The sequence below is a fragment of the Pseudomonas sp. MSSRFD41 genome (assembly GCF_014230245.1).
GTDB classification, from domain to species: Bacteria; Pseudomonadota; Gammaproteobacteria; order Pseudomonadales; family Pseudomonadaceae; genus Aquipseudomonas; species Aquipseudomonas piscis.
Genome location: NZ_JACKZK010000003.1, coordinates 24688 through 39689, shown reverse-complemented (window position 1 = coordinate 39689; position 15002 = coordinate 24688). Strand labels below are relative to the sequence as shown.

The window sequence follows — 15002 nt, the reverse complement described above, 5'->3', positions numbered from 1 at the left end:
AGTCCTCACGTAATCAATAAGGCCTGACGGCCAACACCTGTATAAGTAGCCAGTATTATTCCACAGCGTTCGCAGATCGCCTACCCCTGATTTGCGATTTCTGCCGCCGCATGTTGCAGCAGCCCCTCTAGGGCGGCCTTCACCGTTTGTCGGCGGACTTCATCGCGGTTGCCGGGGAAGTGCCGGCACTCGCTCACCTGTCGCTCGCCCACGCCCCAGGCCAGCCATACGGTGCCCACCGGCTTTTGCGGCGAGCCGCCATCCGGTCCGGCGATGCCACTGACCGCCACGGCGAAACGCGCATGGCTGCGAGCCTGGGCGCCACGGACCATGGCCTCCACCACTTCGCGGCTGACGGCTCCCACCGACTCGAAAAGCCCCGTGGGCACTCCCAATTGCTCGGTCTTCTGGCGATTGGAATAGGTCACGTAGCCGGCCTCGAACCAGGCCGAGCTGCCCGGCACCCGGGTGATGGCCTCGGCGATCCCGCCGCCCGTACAAGACTCCGCCGTACTGACGTGGGCATTGAGAACCTGCAGGCGACGGCCAAGTTCCGCGGCAAGCTGGGTGATTTCTTTCACATTGATCTCCTGATGAGGCGGGCATGTGCCTAACCTACACCAGGCCCCATGGCTTGCAAGTGACACGCCGTCCCAGGGCCCTCAACCCTCGTGAGGCCAGGGCCCTGGGGCAGATCAACCCAGGAAATCCCAGGTTAGGGCAATGCCAGCGGGTCGTGGGGTGCTGGCAGGCACCGAAGTACCCAGCCACAGCCCTTTACCCGCAGGAATGAACAGTGGATAGGGCAACACGACTTCCGAATGCGACCCGGCGGCGCTGTTGCCATTGCCCGAGAAAATGATGGGCACGGTCCTGTCGCCGGGCATTGTCGGCGCCACCTGGCCACAGTAGAGGTCGACAGCGCCGTTGGATGGCGCGATGTACCCCGTGCGAAGGGTGACGCCATGGGTATTCTTGGCCGGATCCACGATGGTGGTGATGCCGGCCGGAATCGGATAGATCGATACGAAGTGGTTACCCACTGGAACTGCTTCCATTTTTTCACCTTGAAGTCGATTGTCCTGCGCAGGATTGCGCAAGAAGCGTCGCTCGAGGGCGATGAGGGGAGCTCCAGGCTCTCTGGCTCGTGCGCGATGCAGGGCATTGCGTGTCCCATGAAGACTCCGTATCCATGCCGCTCGAAGGCAATCGCACGAAGTTCCCAAGCTTCACGCAATGCTGCCTGCCACAGCACCTACACCGCGTTCAGCGCCACTTTCAACGACGCCAGGGTATTGGTGACCTGGTAGTTGTTGGTGTCCGAGCCCTGGTAGATCACCCGGTAGTTGCCCTGGTCGATCACCTTGGAAACGCTGCCTACGGAAACCAGCGCCGCCTGACCGTTCACCGCGGTCACCGAAATGTATTTCTCAGCCATTTTTGTTTCTCCTTACTATTTGAATGTCTCCCCGGACACCCTTGTCCGGGAAGTTTTTTGCACCCGGCCAACCACCCGGCAGATCTCTGCCCTGCCGACCGTTTACGGTGCAAAAGAGCTAGCTACTCCCCTGCCGACGGGCCTTGGGAAACAGCATTCGTCACCACCCTGGCGCGGCCGCACCAAGGCGCATGATGATGAGAGAAGGCTCAACCGGGCTCGAACGCCCCCTGTTCCGTGGTGGCCGCCGTCCCCATGCCAGGCGCTCGCCCGAGGTTCAAGCCCTTCACATGATTCAAGGTGCCGCAACGCGAGCACTTGATCTGGAGCTCCGTGAACTCGCCCACCCGGGCGAGCAGTCGTTTACAACTACCGCACCTGCATTCTTTGAGCATCTTGCAATTCCTTCGATTTCAACCGCCCAGCCCACAAGAGCCGGGCTGCGAGCCACCCCGCCACCTAGGCGCCCAGGCAACTGGCGCTGACCAGGCAGCGATAGCTCTGTTCACGGCTGCCGCTGGCCGTCACCTTGTCGATCGACCAGCGCCCCTGCATGAACCCCGGCCAGCTTGAATCCAGCAACAGCAAGCCTTCGGCCGCCAGGGCGGGATTGCCCGGGCAATCGATGTTGACCTTGCGCGCCGCCCGCTCCAGCTTGCGTATCTCGCCTTCCGCCGCTGCCCGTGCCTCGACCTCGCTCTGATACCGCTGGCGCAAGGTCTTGAACGGCTTGAGTCCCAGGCTCACCCGCCGCTCCTGGCCCGCCGCACCATCCCACCAGGCGGTGATGCAACCGCCGTACTTCATCCGTGCCGTCTCGTCGAGCGAGGCAGTGATGAAGGCCCGGTCCCCCGGGCGATTGTCACGGGTCACGCTCAGCGTCACATCTTCCAGCGGCTTGCCCGAGAGGGACTTGACCTGGCCGCTGCGGGCCAGCACATAAAGGCCGTTGATCGGCTTGGTGACCGCGTCGTAGCGCCGGGCCAGGCGCGTCAGGAAGCCCATGTCGGTTTCGTTGGACTGGTCGATGTGCTCGATGACCTTGCCTTCGAGCTCCGCAGCCACCCTGGGTGAAAAACCATGGCGGCTGACCAGTTGGCGAAACAGCGCGCCGAGGGTCGTGGGTCCATGGCTGGCACTGCGACGCTGGCGGAAACCACTCTCATCGGCCGCGCCGAAGGGCGCGGCGGTGGCCACCAGCTTCAAGCGCATGGGAAACAGCAACGGGGTGCGCTGGTTCACCACGAACAAGCCCTTGTCCACCAACCCGGTTTCCCGATAGCCGACCCGCAAGCCGATCTTCCCGCCCAGGCTCGGCAGGCCCTCCAGGCCCTCGATGTCCAGGGTCAGTTGGAGCTGGTCGGACTCGATGCCCGCGGCATCCACATGCTGCCAATCCAGCAAGCGCTGCATGATCAGCTCCGAGTTGGCGCCGTAGATCTCCACCACCGGTGTAAATCCAAGTGTCATGTGGCCTCCTCAATCCCAGGCCGAAACCGGCGCCAGCGCCCGCGGCCGCGCTGCCACTTCCGGCAGCAGTACCCAGACTCCGGCCGGCAACACAGGCCCCAACTCCGCGAGCCCGGGATTGAGACGCCAGAACGCCTCCTCGACCTCGTCGTCGCTGCGGGCCAATTCGCGGTACAGCAACAGGTTCGCCGAATCGCCGGCGATGCTTCGAGCCCTACGCATTGGCGAACTCCTCCAGATCCACCACCCAATCGATCAGCATCGCCGTACCGTCGTCGATGACCGAACTCTGGGTTTCGGTGACGCTCTTGATCACCCAGCGCCCCCAGTTGCGCCCCACGCCGTCGATCAACGGCAGTGGCACACGGCGGGCCTGCAAGGCGCGCAACTCGTCGAGGCGCGCCATGGCCACGCCGTACATGGCCTTGCCGGTGATCTTCAAGGTTTCCAGGCCCTGCCCGCCCTGGTTGGTGCGCGGTTTGCTCACCAGGATGTTCAAGGGCTTCCAGCCCCCATCGGTGGTACGCACCAGGGCGTCATAGGCAAAGCTGCGGGACAGGCCGAAGATGAATTCTCCCAATGCCATCTGCTGTTTCATCACGCCACTCCATCGGTCAACGCCGCGCCACGCCGCACGGCCAGTGAATCGCCCATCAGCGGCAGCCACTGCGCTTGCAGTTGCTGCACCACCCGGTCGGCCAGTTGCTGGGCGCTGGCCTGGTCCTGGCCGTGGATATGCACCACCGGGGCAAAGTTGATCTGTCGGTTGTCGGCCTGGGCTGCCGCCAGGTTCTGGCTGACCGCTGCCGGCGCGGCCAGGCGGTCCGCCTGGCGGCCAAGCTTGTCACCGAGCCAGGCACCGGCCTCGCCGCCGGCCAGGCCGCCCAGGGCGCCACCCAGCAGGCCACCGATGGCAGTACCGACACCGGGGAAGATCAGCGTGCCGATCGCCGCTCCGGCGCTGGCCCCGGCATATGTGCCCGCCAGGCCACCGCCGAGCGAACCCACGGCGGCCCCGACCTTGCCGGAGTCACCCGCGCGCCAGCCCTGGACCAGGTCGACTCCAGCCTCGATCAGGCTCAAGGGACGGAACAGCTTGCCCATCAGCTTGCCTCCGGCCCCTGCGGAAAGTCGCGGGGCCTTGCCGGAAAAACGCCGGCCCACCGTGGAACCCACCCGCTCAGCGGCCAGGCGGCCCATGGCCGCCGCTCGGGTGGCCAACCCGGACATCGCTGTTCCCAACCGCGATGACAGCTGCCCGGCGCTGGCAGCCACCCGGGCAGAAGCCTGCCGGGTCACCGTGGCCAACCGGGTCCCGAGGCCAGACACCGCCGCGCCCAGTCCCCTGCCCGCCGCTTGCACGGCTACCGCGCTCCTGCCAGCCAGGTTCGACAGCGTGCTGGTCAAGCGCGAGAACACCGGCCCCAGCCGTGAGCGAATAGCACCGCCACCCGCCCCTCCCGCCGGAGGTTGGGGCCCGCGAGGCTTCTTGCCCAACGAGAACAGGTCACTGACATCGGTGTAGAGGCCCTTGAGCTTCACCAGCGCCGAAACCGCAGCCACCGAGATCGCCAGGGCAGCGGCCACATGAGGGAACATCTGCGCCAGTTCGCCGAACTTCTGCAGCACCGCACCAGCGCCGGTCAACGAACTGCCGTAGTCGGCCAGCACCGCCGAACCCACGGAGCTCTTGAAGCCATCGACCTGGGCATCGAGGCGGTTCCACTGGGCCTGGGGCGTTTGCGCAGCCTCCTGGGCAGCCTTGGCCACCGCCCCCTGGCCATCGCGCAGCGAGCTGGCGTACTGCGGCTTGTCCGCCACCAGGGCAAAGGCCTGGGCCAGCCCGTCCAGGCGTGGCAACAGCGCCTGCAAAGCCCCATTGTCGGCGAACAGCTGCGCGGCGATGGCGCCCTGGCGTTCGGCCGGTCGTGCCTGCAACGCCGCGAGCACCGCCTGGATCGTCTGCGGCGCCTGGGTTTGCATATCGCGAGCCACGGCTCGTGGATCGAGCTTGAGCTCACGCCAGGCCGCAAGCTGCTCCGGCGAGGCCTTGTCACCCTGGACCAGGGCCTGGCTGAACTGGGCCAATGCCACTCCGGCACTGGCCTGGTCGACCCCCGAATTGAGCAAGGCGGCCAGCAGCGCGGCCGCTTGTTCCGGGGTCATGCCCGCGGCCACCGCGTTACCGCCATAACGGCCGAGGATCGAACCGATGTCCGCCGCCGAGACCTTGAGCCCGCTGCCCAAGTGCTGGGTGGCATCGGCCAGGTCCAGGCGTTGGCCGCGGTCGAGCTGCATCGCACTGCGCCAGCCCAACAGCAAGTCCCCCGCCTGCTTGACCTTCAACTCCAGGCCGGAGCCGACCAGCGCCGCATCCCGGGCAAAGTCCAGCACCTGCTGCGGCTGGTACTGGGCCGAAGCGCCCGAACCCTCGACGCCGACCCCGGCCCTGGCCGCCGCCAGCCCGACCCGCACCAGGTCGGTGGCCGTGGCACCGGAGGGCGCCACCAGGGGTTCGTTGGCCAGCTTGATGTGCTGCTCCACCATCTGCCGCTGCTGCTCGGCGGTCAGCGGCAGCACCCGCTTGAGCTCCACCATCGCGGTATCCAGGCCGATGGCCGGCTTGAGATGGCTCAGGGGCGTGTTGTCCAGCACCGAGGCCTTGGCTGGCTGCGTCGCAGCAGGTGCGGCCAGGACCTGGCGGTCATTGAGGGTCATCAGCAACGAACGCTGGGAGACCAGCACGCCCCTGAGGGATTCGATCACCGCCAGCAGTCGTTCCTGCCCGCGAACCAGCTGCCTGAGCCCGCCGCCAAGGGCGCCATCGCGCTCCGGCAGCGGGGCCGACCACTGCAACGTCGCAGTGACATCGGCGGACAATCCGCCAGCCTGCTGCACCGTGGCGAACCTCAGGGAAAAATTACCTTGTGCCATCGCACGCTACTCCTTGTTCAGGCCCAGGCGGGTCATCGCTATGTCGTAGCGACGCATGGCCTTGCCGGCGTCCCACTCCAGGATCTCGGCCTCGGTCACCGAGTAGATCAGCGGCACCACATCGAGGATCACTTCGATGTCGCGCTGCGAAAGAAGTCCGCCGGTTGGTTTAAAAAATCGTCGATGCGCACCTGCAACTGGGTCCAGTCCGGCACGGTCAGCATGGCCAGGTCCGGGATCATCAGACCGGTGCAATGGGCGGTGATGAACTCGGCCCGTTCCTTGGGCGTCGCGAGTTTCTTCATCACCTTGGTCGCGCGCAGCGCTGGCATCTCCAGGGTCAGCGACGTCCGGCCCTGGCCGGCCAGGTCCAGCGGCAACAGCAGCGGTACCTGGTCCGGGTCGGCCTGCTCGTCCTGCTCCAGGAAGTAGGAAGTTGGACGGGTCGACATATCGTGTACGTACTGGGCAATGCTCACGTAGTCCGGACGCTTGAGCTGGTCCAGCTCCTTGTCGGACAGCCCCGTGGCGAGCTTGGCCAGGGCGAAGAACTGATCGTCTTCATCATCCCCGGCACGGGCCAGGGCTTCTTTTTGCGCAGCGTAGAACAAAGGCTTGAGCGTGATCCGCTCAAGGGTACTGCCATCGTCGCCGGTAATCGGCGCCAGCAGCACATGGACCGGAGGTGTCCAGGACATGAGATCAATTCCTTGGAAAAACAAAAACGCCGTCGGCGGCAGAACAGCTCAGGCACCGGAGGCATGAAAGGGCAATGCCGATCAGTTGGGGAACTTGTAGGAGCGAGGCTTGCCCGCGATGGACTTCAGGGTGCTGGGTTCATCCACTGGCTTAACGCCCCTCGCGAGCAATCGAGCGTCGACTGGCTGCTCCTGCAGGGGATCACCGCGCTTGACTGACCGGCATTGGCAAGGAAGGGTCGCGCCGTTTAGGGCAGCAACACCGCACGCCGCGCCGCGCCGAGGATGTCGACCCCGTTGAGCATGAACTTCTGGGTGCGCACATCGACGTCGATCACCGGCACGCCGTTTTCCAGGCGGTTGTAGGTGCGGCAGCTCAATTCCAGGGTGGTCTTGGGCTGCTCGCCCATCTTCAGCGGGGCCTCTTCCAGCGACTTCAGCTTGCCGCCCACGGTGTGGTAGATGAAGTAGGTGTTGCCGTCCTGGTCCTGCCCGGCTTCCCGGACGTTGAGCAGAATGTCGTCACCCACGCTGACGCCCAGGGCCAGCATGATTTCCGGACCTGCGCCTTGCAGCACCAGCTTGGCCCCCAGGACCTTGCCGCCCTTGGCCATTTCCTCGCCGATGAAACGCCCGCCACGCATTTCCTGCATCTCGAACTCGATCTTCGGTGGCGTGAACTCCTCCACCGTCGCCGACAGCGGCAGGCCTTGCAGGGTGGCCGCGATGGCCTGTCTGACTCGGTTGGTAAACATTAGAGAACGTCCTCCAGGAACTGCTCGATGATTTCATCGCGGGCATTGAGTTGATAAATCATGTGCTCGTTCGGCGCGTAGCGGCCGTAGTCGATGACCACGTACCAGGTACCGTTCTTGTACTTCTCGACGCTGTTGAGCTCGGGGTGCAGGTAGACCTTGCCGCCCGGGATGGTCTCGTCGGCCACCAGGGTCTGCAGCCAGTCGTTGATGCGCTTGACCTCCTGGTCCATGAACGACTTGGTCAGGTTCTTGGCCATGGCCTTCTGCCCGGCCTTGACCAGCTTGCGGCTGATGGCGTCCTCCAGGCCGACGTAGCTGATGAACTTGCCGGTGATGGAGCGGTTGCCCAGCAGCGAGAAGCCGCCCAGCACGGTGCGTGCGTAGTAGCTGATGCCATGGCGGTTGAGCAGGTCGCCCTCAGTGGAGGTGTCGAGGATGTTGTATTCCACGCTGCGCGAAACATCTTCGGCGAAGGTCACCTGGTTGCCCGGACTCTCCCACTGCTTGACCTTGGCCAGGGCCGCGATGGCCAGGCTCGATGGGGCCAGGAACACATTGGCCTTGGCCGCCTTGGAGTACACCGCCGGCAGGTTGTGCACCACCAGGCAGCGGTCGAAGCCCAGGTCGGCGCCGCCCAGTTCCTTGCTGTACGCCACCTGGTCGGCCACCGAGGCATCCTTGCCATCGAGCACCACCCGCGCCTTGATGCGCTTGCCGAACGCGGCGAACTCACCGGCCACCGCCTTGCTGCCGGTGAAGCCCGGGGCGCCGATGATGGTCAGGTCCTCGGGCACGCTGCTCAGGGCCGCCAGGCCCAGCTTGCGCCCGGTCACCGCCTCGTCGCCGCCGATCACGTTGTTCAAGGTGTCGGCCGGGGTCGCGCCCTCGTCGACGATCACCACGTAGACCGGCACCTTGACCACCTTGAGGATCTGCAGCACCGCCTGGAACAGCGTGCCGGCCTCGGCGCCGGTAGGGTCCAGCAACGCCTGGGTGCTGAAGTTGCTGATGCGGATCGGCGTGTTCTTGGCCAGCGAGGCATGGGCGTTGGGCGCGGTGCCCACCAGGCCGATGACGTTGTCGCCCAGGCCACCCATGGCCTCGGGGGATTCGCTGGCATTGACGGTGATGCCGTTGTGCTCGAAGTTCAAAACCTCAGCCATGGTCAGTCAGCCTTCTTGGTCGCGGCCTTGGCGGCCTTGGTGGATGGGGTCTGCGCCGCAAGGACGCTGGTCAGCTCCAGGCGCCCGGCACTGTGCAGCGCGCTGGCCTGGACATCGAGCAGGTCGAGTTCTTCGCCGACGCTCGACCAGTGCCCACCACCGGTGGGAAATGGCACGAGCACGGTGTATTTCTGGCGGATAGCCATGTGAATGTCTCCATACATGAAAAAGCCCCGGGATAAGCGGGGCAGTGAGTGGGTGCAGCAAAGAGGAAAAGAAAACGCCCCGGGGCAAGCGGGGCGTTCATTGAATGGCGTCAGCCAACCAGGACGGAGCGGAGGGACGATGCTCGCTCAACGGAAACCTTCCCGACTGGGGCCATTGGCGAAGGGCTTGCCGATAGCTCTGCAATGCTGAATAGCGCTCGGCGGACAGCGTGGTCTTATCCGCTCTCTCAAGCTCGTCACGATGACGAGCAACCAGGTTGTCGGTGCGCATAAGCTGCTGCGACCGCCAGAAACGCTCCAGCGCGGCGGAGTGTTCGGCCGGTTCTTCAGTGGAAGCTGGCAGTATCACCACCCGACCATGCTCCAGCGCCAGCGTGGCTCCCGGCGCTCGCTGCATGGCAGCGATGAAATCCTCTTCAGGAACCTCGACTGCATCATCGGGAATAGCGTGATCCTGATAGCCGAAGTCCTCGGGGAAAAACTGATTGTTACTGGGACTGAATTTCATCAGGTCTCCTCAACGGCCAATGGCCTGCCAGTGAATTGCAATGTCATTTGCCCAAGATGCCGCAGATTTGAACCCATTGACCGTTTCACCCGTTGTCACCACCGGAATCGCCACTCCGCCTGCGGAACGATGTGTGACGAGCACTCCGAACAATTCGTTCGGAAAGGCCATCGGGAAAGGGTTGTAAGCCGTCTTCGCAATCGAACTACCGAAGGACAAGTGGCTGGGATCGCCCCCAGCCACACCATCGCCCCACATGCGGATAAGCCCGTTTGGCATGCGTTCGAAACCGTTGCGGGCGAGCAGCGCTTTACCGACCCCACCCACCACTCGATAGGACAAACCAGGCTCGCCGACCGAAGCGCTCGACATGACGATGAACTCGCAGGCCGTGCCATTCCTCAACACATAGGTAGGCGAAACAACCTGGGCGGCGGGGCCGGCGAATCTTGAATTGGCTGCCGTCAGGGAAACATCGCCCCCGACCGCTTCAAGATAAAAGCTGGTTCCCAGCGGCAGCGTATTGGCATCAGGCAGTGCATAGGCTTGGGCACTCCCCCGATTGAAGCCAATGTACTTACCGGCATCCGTGACAGGAATGACGCCACTTGCCGCCTGGTAGTCCGTATATCCACTGCGACTGCCCAAGGCTCGCTGCACGAACTCAGTCGTAGCCAATGCCTTGCCGTTATTGAATTGCACAGGGGTATTGGCTGTTGGGTTAAGCAGCGCCGGAGCATTTAAGGGCGCGAATCCCTGACTGATGTTCTGGAATGTCAGGGCTGTAGTCCCCAGTACGATCACACCGTCCGTGACCAACTGCCAGATGGTGTCGGCAAGCGTCGCACCCTCCTCTACCGACACACTCAAGGCGGGCGTGACCTTGGCATTGGAGTTCGCATCCGTGGCCCGTAGCCAAGGGCCGTTGGCCACGACATAGATCCCGTTGTCTTTGGCCGCCACCTGGGACTTGACCAAAACCCGATCTCCCTCGACGACAGCGACACCATCGATCTTTTGCGCACCGGAGAGTGTGATGTTGGCAGTGCTGGCTGCGCGCACGGACTGTTTCTGGTCGAGCTTGGCCAGTTCGTCGGCAACGTACCCGGCTACCCAGGAACGAGTAGCCTTGACGAGGGTGTCGTCCACCAGCAACGTGACCTGGGCCGCGTTGCTGCTCTGGAAGATCGCCCGTAGGTAGAACTCCTTGCCTTGCCCGGATGTAGCCAGGACCGGCTTGTAGGACTCCGCATACTTGATAACCGCATACAAAATACCCGTGTCGGTCCAGATTCCCGCTTCTCGGACATACCACCCGCCAACATCATCGGGAATGGTGGCCTCGGCCATCAGCCAACTGGGGTTCTTCGGATCCTGGTACAGCGCGTTCAAGTCGCCCCGCCAGACCTCCCGACGCAGCGCCGTAGCAGAGGCGTCGGGGTTGTAGACGGCGCCATTGCCATCCCCCACGGAAAACTTGGACAAGCGAATCGGCGTACCCGCTGCCTTGCAGGCGGTTTCATAGGCAATCCCTGCCTGCGTCAGCAGGGTGTAATAGTCGGACATTCATGCCCCCTGAGGATAAATGGTAGAGCTCTCGACGATGTAGGCCCCGGCTGCCATGAAGGCCATCCCGGAGCTTTGCAGGCCATCGAGGGCCAGTGGATAGATGGTCGACATCTCGCCGCATATCGTGGTTGCGGCAACGTAGTGCTGGCCGCTGGTACCCAGGCCTACCGAGACAGAGAGGATGTCCCTCTCACTCTTGGCCTCGGCCAGGCGCCGATCCAGGCGGTCATTGATTGCTTCGCTGTAGGGCCGCTGGGAATAGGCCCGTACAGAAAAGCTGTAGGGCGCACCAGCCGGTTCTCGCTCATGCCAGGCAACCACCTCAGGCATCAGCTCCAGGCCACGTACGGCGTTTTCCAAGGCGCGTCGGGTACCCGCCTGGCGCTTCGTGGGCCAGGCCAATTCGACAGTCAGGCGTTTTTCGGATTCCCGGGCCTCGGAGCTCCACTCCCCGACGCCACGATCCGCCGCCAGGTACGGCAAGAACTCGACAGGCGTGGCCTTGGGGGTCATCAGTTCGGGAAACGGTGGTGCCACTCGCTCCAGCAGACTGCCGAAGCCAAGGTCCAAGGCCTTTTCCAGGGATGAGCTGTTGGCAGGAAGCAGCCCGGGCAAGATCGACGAGCCAGTCATAACGTACGGACCTCCACCTGCACCTCTGTGCAATAAGGCGCCTGAAACGCCGTGGTGACCACCGGCTGCTGCGGCTCGAGAATTTCCAATTGCACCGCGCCCGCGGCATGCAGGGTGTAATCGATCCAACTGGGATCGACCCGTCCCTCAAGCCGGTGGCACGACTCGGCATATCGACGTAGCTGCTGCTCAACGGCCACCTTGGTCAATCCGGAATCAGGGCCTGCATGTATCTTGGCTATCACACGGATCTTGTAGTCTTTGACCTGGGCGCCCTGCACCCTGACCTTGTCGGTTTCCGGGCGCACGTCATCACGAGCAAAATGCTTGCGAACAGCCTCCAGAAGCTCAGCAGACGGCACGCCATCCCCGGAGCGTGACAGCACCGTCACCATCACCTCCCCCGGTGCCGTGCGGCGGGCATTGCCATCCTTGACCTGGACGGCGAAGCCATCCGGGTCGAAGGTGTAGGTGACCGTCACCACCCCGGCGTCGCCGGAGTCGACCTTGACCACCGGCCGCTCCCCCAGGGTGAAGATCTCCCGTCGATACTGCATGCGCGAACCGGCCGCTGGCGCATGGGGCGCCAGGTAATAGCGCAGCCGCGCATCGTCGTCGCTTTCGTACACCGGCGGCACCGGCGGAAAGGCCTGGTCGTCGCCCGGCACCAGCAACTGGCGCTCCAGGCCCATGTCGGCCAGGCGCGCGTCCAGGTTGCTGCCAGTGGCCCACCACGCCAGCATCTGCCGAATCCGTGCGTTGTACTTGCGCTCGTGGGTCTGCAAGCGCACGCAGAAGGCCTCCAGGGCCATGGTCAGCAGTTCGCTTTCGTTATCCAGGCTGGTGCGCAACTTGGCCGCCTGCTCCGGGGAACGGGCAGCCACATAGTCAAGGACGAAGGCCTTGAACTCGGCCAGCAACGGCTCGAACTCATCGACCTTGACGATCTCCGGTTCTTCGAGCTGGTTCTGCCCGGGAATCAGCATGCTCATGTCACCACCTCGAAGGATTGCCGGCGGTTGTTCCAGGTCCCGGCGAAGCGCAGCAGCACGCCCGCGCCCTGGCGACTGGCGACGATGACCTCGGGCTCGAAGTCGGCGATGCCGTTGGCCTTGTTGTAGAACGCCTCGGCGGCGTGGCTCTGGGCCAGGACCAGCAGGTCGTCGCCAAGATTGCGCCCCAGCAACTGGGGAATCAGCGAACCGTACAGCGGTCGCTTCTGCCGGGTGCCCAAAGGGGTGGTCAGCGCTCGGGTGGCACGCTGGACGAATTGCAGCCAGTCATCGACCGCTGCCCCGGTGTGTCTATCAACGCCGATCATGGCGAACTCCTTATGCGGTACTGATGACTCGGCCCTGGTGCTCCACCAGCGGGCCGCGCAAGTGCACGCCCCCGGCGTCCAGCCGCAGGCCGCTGGCGCCCAGGCTCAGGTCCACGGCATCGGCGGTCATCACCAGGCGGGCATTGCCCAGGCTCAACTCCAGCGCTTCACGGCTGCCGCTGAACGCCGCCGGGCCGTTGCTCCAGTTCAGGGTATGGCTGGTGTCGTCGTAGCTGCTCTGGCTGCCATCGCGGTATTGCCGCCGGGTCAGGCCGGCGACCGTGGAGGCCGGGGGGAAGCGCTGGCTGTTGAGCCCGAACAAAGCCACCGACTGGCCCCCGCCCTCCCCCGCGCCGTGGTTGAGCAACAGGCATTGCTCGCCCACCGAAGGAATGCGCGACTCGCTCTGCTCCCCAGCGCTGGGGTTGAAGAAACGGATGGCCGGGGTCAGCAGGTCGCCATGGCTGACCCGGCAGGTATTGCTGGCGGCGTCCACCGAATGGCAAACGCCGATCCGGCAGAAACTCTCGGCACGCCGATGCAGGTCGTCCAGCTCGGTTTCCATCTCGGCCAGGCGCTCGATGATCGGGGCCAGTTGCACCCTAAGGAAGGCATCGAACATGGTTCAGTCCTCCAGGGCTCGGTATTGGCTCGGATCGTCGATGCTGGAGACTTCCCAGGTGCGGGCGAACAGCGGTTTGCCCACAGGGTCGTCCAGCAGCGCCGGGCCCAGGTAGATGGCCTGCTCGAAACTCAGGCTCCAGGCGTCATGGGTCGGCTGCGGATCGGCCGCCGGCAAAGGCTGCGCGACGATGTTGCCCGCCGCGCCACACTGCTCGGCCGACCAGCCCCAGCGGTTATCCGCCAGCACCGTCAGCAGCCGGCTGGCCAGGTCCCAGGCGGCCTGGGTCGAACCCGCCTGGCGCGGCACATACAGCTGCAGGACGATGCGCAGCAACTGCGCCTGGCGCCCCTGGGAGGAACGCGGGGCCTGCTGGTTACGCTCGATATCCAGCAAAAGCCAGGGCTGCCCGGAGGTGTTGTCGAAGTCCTGGCGCGTGCCCACCTGCAAGCCCGGCTCGGCCTGGCGCAAGCCACGCTCGATGGCCTGCAGCAGTTCGGAAGGTTTACGAATATCCGGTACGGACATGAAAGTCTCCTGTTCCCCTCAGGGATGCCGGGCCACCGCCGGGGCGCCCTGCAGCAGGGCCTGGGACTCGCGCACCCACTGCTGCAACGCCTTCAGTTGCTCGGCGTTGGCGTGGCACTGGTTGTAGTTGTCGACGACGCTGGCGGCGACGGTAGAGAGTGCAAGGCCCGAGGCGGCGCCATCAGTGCCGCGGGGGCCTCCGGCCACGGGCAGGTTGCGGGCGCCGGCGTCGTGCACCCGGACAAAACCGGCAGGCACCACGCAAGCACTATCAGCGGCTTGGGAAACATAGATAGGAACCTCCTTGGTAATCGTGGCGCCCGCCTGGTAGACCTTGACGATGCGGTCGACGTACTCGACCACCACCTTCTCCTTGACCGTACCCAGGGCCTGGCCCTGTTCGAAGGACTGGCGCAGGCGCGCCTCGTCCAGGACGTGGTTGCGGCTACGCTCGCTGCCGACCCCGGTGATGTAGCCCAGGGCATAGAGCAGCCCGGCCATGACCGCCACGGCCAGCCAACTGCGAATGTTCATGCTGATTCTCCTTGGCGCAGGCCGGCGGCCTCAGGCGGCCGGCAGGCCCAGTACCGAGCGCGCCCGGCCCCAGAGCTGGCGGCGATCTTCCAAGCCGTTCAGGCCGCCATTGATACGGCGGGTGATGGCGTTGAACTCATCACGATCGGCCAAGGCATTGAGCCCCGCCCGTTCCCAGAACCAGGCTGCCGATTCGGCGGCCCATTGCGCCTGCTCCAGCAGCTCGGGCAACTCCAGCAGGCGCTCGTCGCCGAACAGGCCGAGGCTGCACTGGCGATAGTTGCTGCGCCCGGTGACCTGGATCAGCCCACGCCCGCGATAGCGCTGGCCGTCGCCATCGGCCTCGGGGGTATTGCCCAGCCGCGCGGCCAGGGTGCCGGTGTCGTACTTGCTCAGGTACTGGTCGTTGCCCAGCTCGCGCACGTACTGCAACTGCCCCGATTCATGGCCGATCTGCGCCAGGAACGCCGCCTGGCGCTTGGGCGTATCGATCTGCCGGCGAGCCATGGCAGCGTTGAGCGGGGATACGAAAACGCCCGCTTGGCGGCGGGCGTTCGGCATGATCTTGAGCAACTGCTCTTCAGTGATCGACATAGAGG

Annotated in this window: 22 protein-coding genes; all 22 read right to left on the bottom strand. The window is 64.6% G+C overall.

Annotation, left to right across the window (positions count from 1 at the left end; translation table 11 throughout):
* Window positions 1–80: 80 nt before the first annotated feature.
* Complete coding sequence (locus tag H7A76_RS07015) at window positions 81–581, bottom strand: CinA family protein (protein ID WP_185697840.1); 501 nt, start codon at window positions 579–581, stop codon at window positions 81–83.
* Window positions 582–695: 114 nt separating this feature from the next.
* A complete protein-coding gene (locus H7A76_RS07010; RefSeq protein ID WP_185697839.1) occupies window positions 696–1058 on the bottom strand; it encodes a hypothetical protein in 363 nt (120 codons plus the stop codon).
* A 197-nt stretch (window positions 1059–1255) separates the two neighbouring features.
* Window positions 1256–1438 (bottom strand): hypothetical protein, encoded by a 183-nt coding sequence (locus H7A76_RS07005; protein WP_022642646.1) that lies wholly within the window; start codon window positions 1436–1438, stop codon window positions 1256–1258.
* A 209-nt stretch (window positions 1439–1647) separates the two neighbouring features.
* Complete coding sequence (locus H7A76_RS07000; RefSeq protein ID WP_185697838.1) at window positions 1648–1833, bottom strand: Com family DNA-binding transcriptional regulator; 186 nt, start codon at window positions 1831–1833, stop codon at window positions 1648–1650.
* A gap of 64 nt (window positions 1834–1897) precedes the next feature.
* A complete protein-coding gene (locus tag H7A76_RS06995) occupies window positions 1898–2908 on the bottom strand; it encodes a contractile injection system protein, VgrG/Pvc8 family (RefSeq protein WP_185697837.1) in 1011 nt (336 codons plus the stop codon).
* A gap of 9 nt (window positions 2909–2917) precedes the next feature.
* Window positions 2918–3130, bottom strand: coding sequence for a tail protein X (locus H7A76_RS06990; protein WP_185697836.1), 213 nt, complete (start codon window positions 3128–3130; stop codon window positions 2918–2920).
* On the bottom strand, window positions 3123–3506 hold the full coding sequence (locus H7A76_RS06985) for a phage tail protein (RefSeq protein WP_185697835.1): 384 nt from the start codon (window positions 3504–3506) through the stop codon (window positions 3123–3125). The genes H7A76_RS06990 and H7A76_RS06985 overlap by 8 nt, the downstream gene beginning before the upstream one ends.
* Window positions 3506–5842, bottom strand: a complete 2337-nt coding sequence (locus tag H7A76_RS06980; RefSeq protein WP_185697834.1) for a phage tail tape measure protein — start codon at window positions 5840–5842, stop codon at window positions 3506–3508. The genes H7A76_RS06985 and H7A76_RS06980 overlap by 1 nt, the downstream gene beginning before the upstream one ends.
* Before the next feature lie 6 nt (window positions 5843–5848).
* On the bottom strand, window positions 5849–5974 hold the full coding sequence (locus tag H7A76_RS32280) for a hypothetical protein (protein ID WP_022642640.1): 126 nt from the start codon (window positions 5972–5974) through the stop codon (window positions 5849–5851).
* Entirely contained in the window at window positions 5971–6540 is a 570-nt protein-coding gene (locus H7A76_RS06975; protein ID WP_185697833.1) for a phage tail assembly protein, read from the bottom strand. The genes H7A76_RS32280 and H7A76_RS06975 overlap by 4 nt, the downstream gene beginning before the upstream one ends.
* Window positions 6541–6788: 248 nt before the next feature.
* Complete coding sequence (locus H7A76_RS06970) at window positions 6789–7295, bottom strand: phage major tail tube protein (RefSeq protein ID WP_068580522.1); 507 nt, start codon at window positions 7293–7295, stop codon at window positions 6789–6791.
* Window positions 7295–8461, bottom strand: coding sequence for a phage tail protein (locus H7A76_RS06965; protein WP_185697832.1), 1167 nt, complete (start codon window positions 8459–8461; stop codon window positions 7295–7297). The genes H7A76_RS06970 and H7A76_RS06965 overlap by 1 nt, the downstream gene beginning before the upstream one ends.
* Before the next feature lie 2 nt (window positions 8462–8463).
* Window positions 8464–8667: a hypothetical protein gene (locus H7A76_RS06960; protein WP_185697831.1), complete on the bottom strand. Its 204-nt coding sequence runs from the start codon at window positions 8665–8667 to the stop codon at window positions 8464–8466.
* Window positions 8668–8764: 97 nt separating this feature from the next.
* Entirely contained in the window at window positions 8765–9196 is a 432-nt protein-coding gene (locus H7A76_RS06955; protein WP_185697830.1) for a phage tail assembly chaperone, read from the bottom strand.
* Between the two features lie 9 nt (window positions 9197–9205).
* A complete protein-coding gene (locus tag H7A76_RS06950; RefSeq protein WP_185697829.1) occupies window positions 9206–10762 on the bottom strand; it encodes a phage tail protein in 1557 nt (518 codons plus the stop codon).
* Window positions 10763–11398 (bottom strand): phage tail protein I, encoded by a 636-nt coding sequence (locus tag H7A76_RS06945; protein WP_185697828.1) that lies wholly within the window; start codon window positions 11396–11398, stop codon window positions 10763–10765. It abuts the gene before it with no gap.
* Window positions 11395–12390, bottom strand: coding sequence for a baseplate J/gp47 family protein (locus H7A76_RS06940; RefSeq protein ID WP_185697827.1), 996 nt, complete (start codon window positions 12388–12390; stop codon window positions 11395–11397). The genes H7A76_RS06945 and H7A76_RS06940 overlap by 4 nt, the downstream gene beginning before the upstream one ends.
* Window positions 12387–12719, bottom strand: coding sequence for a phage baseplate protein (locus H7A76_RS06935; protein WP_185697826.1), 333 nt, complete (start codon window positions 12717–12719; stop codon window positions 12387–12389). Before H7A76_RS06935 ends, H7A76_RS06940 begins: the two co-directional genes overlap by 4 nt.
* 10 nt (window positions 12720–12729) lie before the next feature.
* Window positions 12730–13341, bottom strand: a complete 612-nt coding sequence (locus tag H7A76_RS06930; RefSeq protein ID WP_022642629.1) for a phage baseplate assembly protein V — start codon at window positions 13339–13341, stop codon at window positions 12730–12732.
* 3 nt (window positions 13342–13344) lie between these two features.
* Complete coding sequence (locus tag H7A76_RS06925; RefSeq protein WP_185697825.1) at window positions 13345–13869, bottom strand: hypothetical protein; 525 nt, start codon at window positions 13867–13869, stop codon at window positions 13345–13347.
* An 18-nt stretch (window positions 13870–13887) separates the two neighbouring features.
* Window positions 13888–14403, bottom strand: a complete 516-nt coding sequence (locus H7A76_RS06920; protein ID WP_124345887.1) for a hypothetical protein — start codon at window positions 14401–14403, stop codon at window positions 13888–13890.
* A gap of 30 nt (window positions 14404–14433) precedes the next feature.
* The gene (locus H7A76_RS06915) at window positions 14434–14997 is read right to left on the bottom strand and encodes a glycoside hydrolase family 19 protein (protein ID WP_022642626.1); all 564 of its coding nucleotides are present in this window, start codon (window positions 14995–14997) and stop codon (window positions 14434–14436) included.
* Window positions 14998–15002: the final 5 nt, after the last annotated feature.

What these genes read in the sequence shown, in the direction of transcription:
- H7A76_RS06965 (WP_185697832.1), bottom strand. Translation starts at nt 8,461, where the DNA reads ATGGCTGAGGTTTTGAACTTCGAGCACAACGGCATCACCGTCAATGCC.
- H7A76_RS06920 (WP_124345887.1), bottom strand. Translation starts at nt 14,403, where the DNA reads ATGAACATTCGCAGTTGGCTGGCCGTGGCGGTCATGGCCGGGCTGCTC.
- H7A76_RS06935 (WP_185697826.1), bottom strand. Translation starts at nt 12,719, where the DNA reads ATGATCGGCGTTGATAGACACACCGGGGCAGCGGTCGATGACTGGCTG.
- H7A76_RS06955 (WP_185697830.1), bottom strand. Translation starts at nt 9,196, where the DNA reads ATGAAATTCAGTCCCAGTAACAATCAGTTTTTCCCCGAGGACTTCGGC.
- H7A76_RS06970 (WP_068580522.1), bottom strand. Translation starts at nt 7,295, where the DNA reads ATGTTTACCAACCGAGTCAGACAGGCCATCGCGGCCACCCTGCAAGGC.
- H7A76_RS06960 (WP_185697831.1), bottom strand. Translation starts at nt 8,667, where the DNA reads ATGGCTATCCGCCAGAAATACACCGTGCTCGTGCCATTTCCCACCGGT.
- H7A76_RS06940 (WP_185697827.1), bottom strand. Translation starts at nt 12,390, where the DNA reads ATGAGCATGCTGATTCCCGGGCAGAACCAGCTCGAAGAACCGGAGATC.
- H7A76_RS07010 (WP_185697839.1), bottom strand. Translation starts at nt 1,058, where the DNA reads ATGGAAGCAGTTCCAGTGGGTAACCACTTCGTATCGATCTATCCGATT.
- H7A76_RS07005 (WP_022642646.1), bottom strand. Translation starts at nt 1,438, where the DNA reads ATGGCTGAGAAATACATTTCGGTGACCGCGGTGAACGGTCAGGCGGCG.
- H7A76_RS06915 (WP_022642626.1), bottom strand. Translation starts at nt 14,997, where the DNA reads ATGTCGATCACTGAAGAGCAGTTGCTCAAGATCATGCCGAACGCCCGC.
- H7A76_RS06975 (WP_185697833.1), bottom strand. Translation starts at nt 6,540, where the DNA reads ATGTCCTGGACACCTCCGGTCCATGTGCTGCTGGCGCCGATTACCGGC.
- H7A76_RS06980 (WP_185697834.1), bottom strand. Translation starts at nt 5,842, where the DNA reads ATGGCACAAGGTAATTTTTCCCTGAGGTTCGCCACGGTGCAGCAGGCT.
- H7A76_RS06950 (WP_185697829.1), bottom strand. Translation starts at nt 10,762, where the DNA reads ATGTCCGACTATTACACCCTGCTGACGCAGGCAGGGATTGCCTATGAA.
- H7A76_RS07000 (WP_185697838.1), bottom strand. Translation starts at nt 1,833, where the DNA reads ATGCTCAAAGAATGCAGGTGCGGTAGTTGTAAACGACTGCTCGCCCGG.
- H7A76_RS06995 (WP_185697837.1), bottom strand. Translation starts at nt 2,908, where the DNA reads ATGACACTTGGATTTACACCGGTGGTGGAGATCTACGGCGCCAACTCG.
- H7A76_RS06985 (WP_185697835.1), bottom strand. Translation starts at nt 3,506, where the DNA reads ATGAAACAGCAGATGGCATTGGGAGAATTCATCTTCGGCCTGTCCCGC.
- H7A76_RS06925 (WP_185697825.1), bottom strand. Translation starts at nt 13,869, where the DNA reads ATGTCCGTACCGGATATTCGTAAACCTTCCGAACTGCTGCAGGCCATC.
- H7A76_RS06990 (WP_185697836.1), bottom strand. Translation starts at nt 3,130, where the DNA reads ATGCGTAGGGCTCGAAGCATCGCCGGCGATTCGGCGAACCTGTTGCTG.
- H7A76_RS06930 (WP_022642629.1), bottom strand. Translation starts at nt 13,341, where the DNA reads ATGTTCGATGCCTTCCTTAGGGTGCAACTGGCCCCGATCATCGAGCGC.
- H7A76_RS06945 (WP_185697828.1), bottom strand. Translation starts at nt 11,398, where the DNA reads ATGACTGGCTCGTCGATCTTGCCCGGGCTGCTTCCTGCCAACAGCTCA.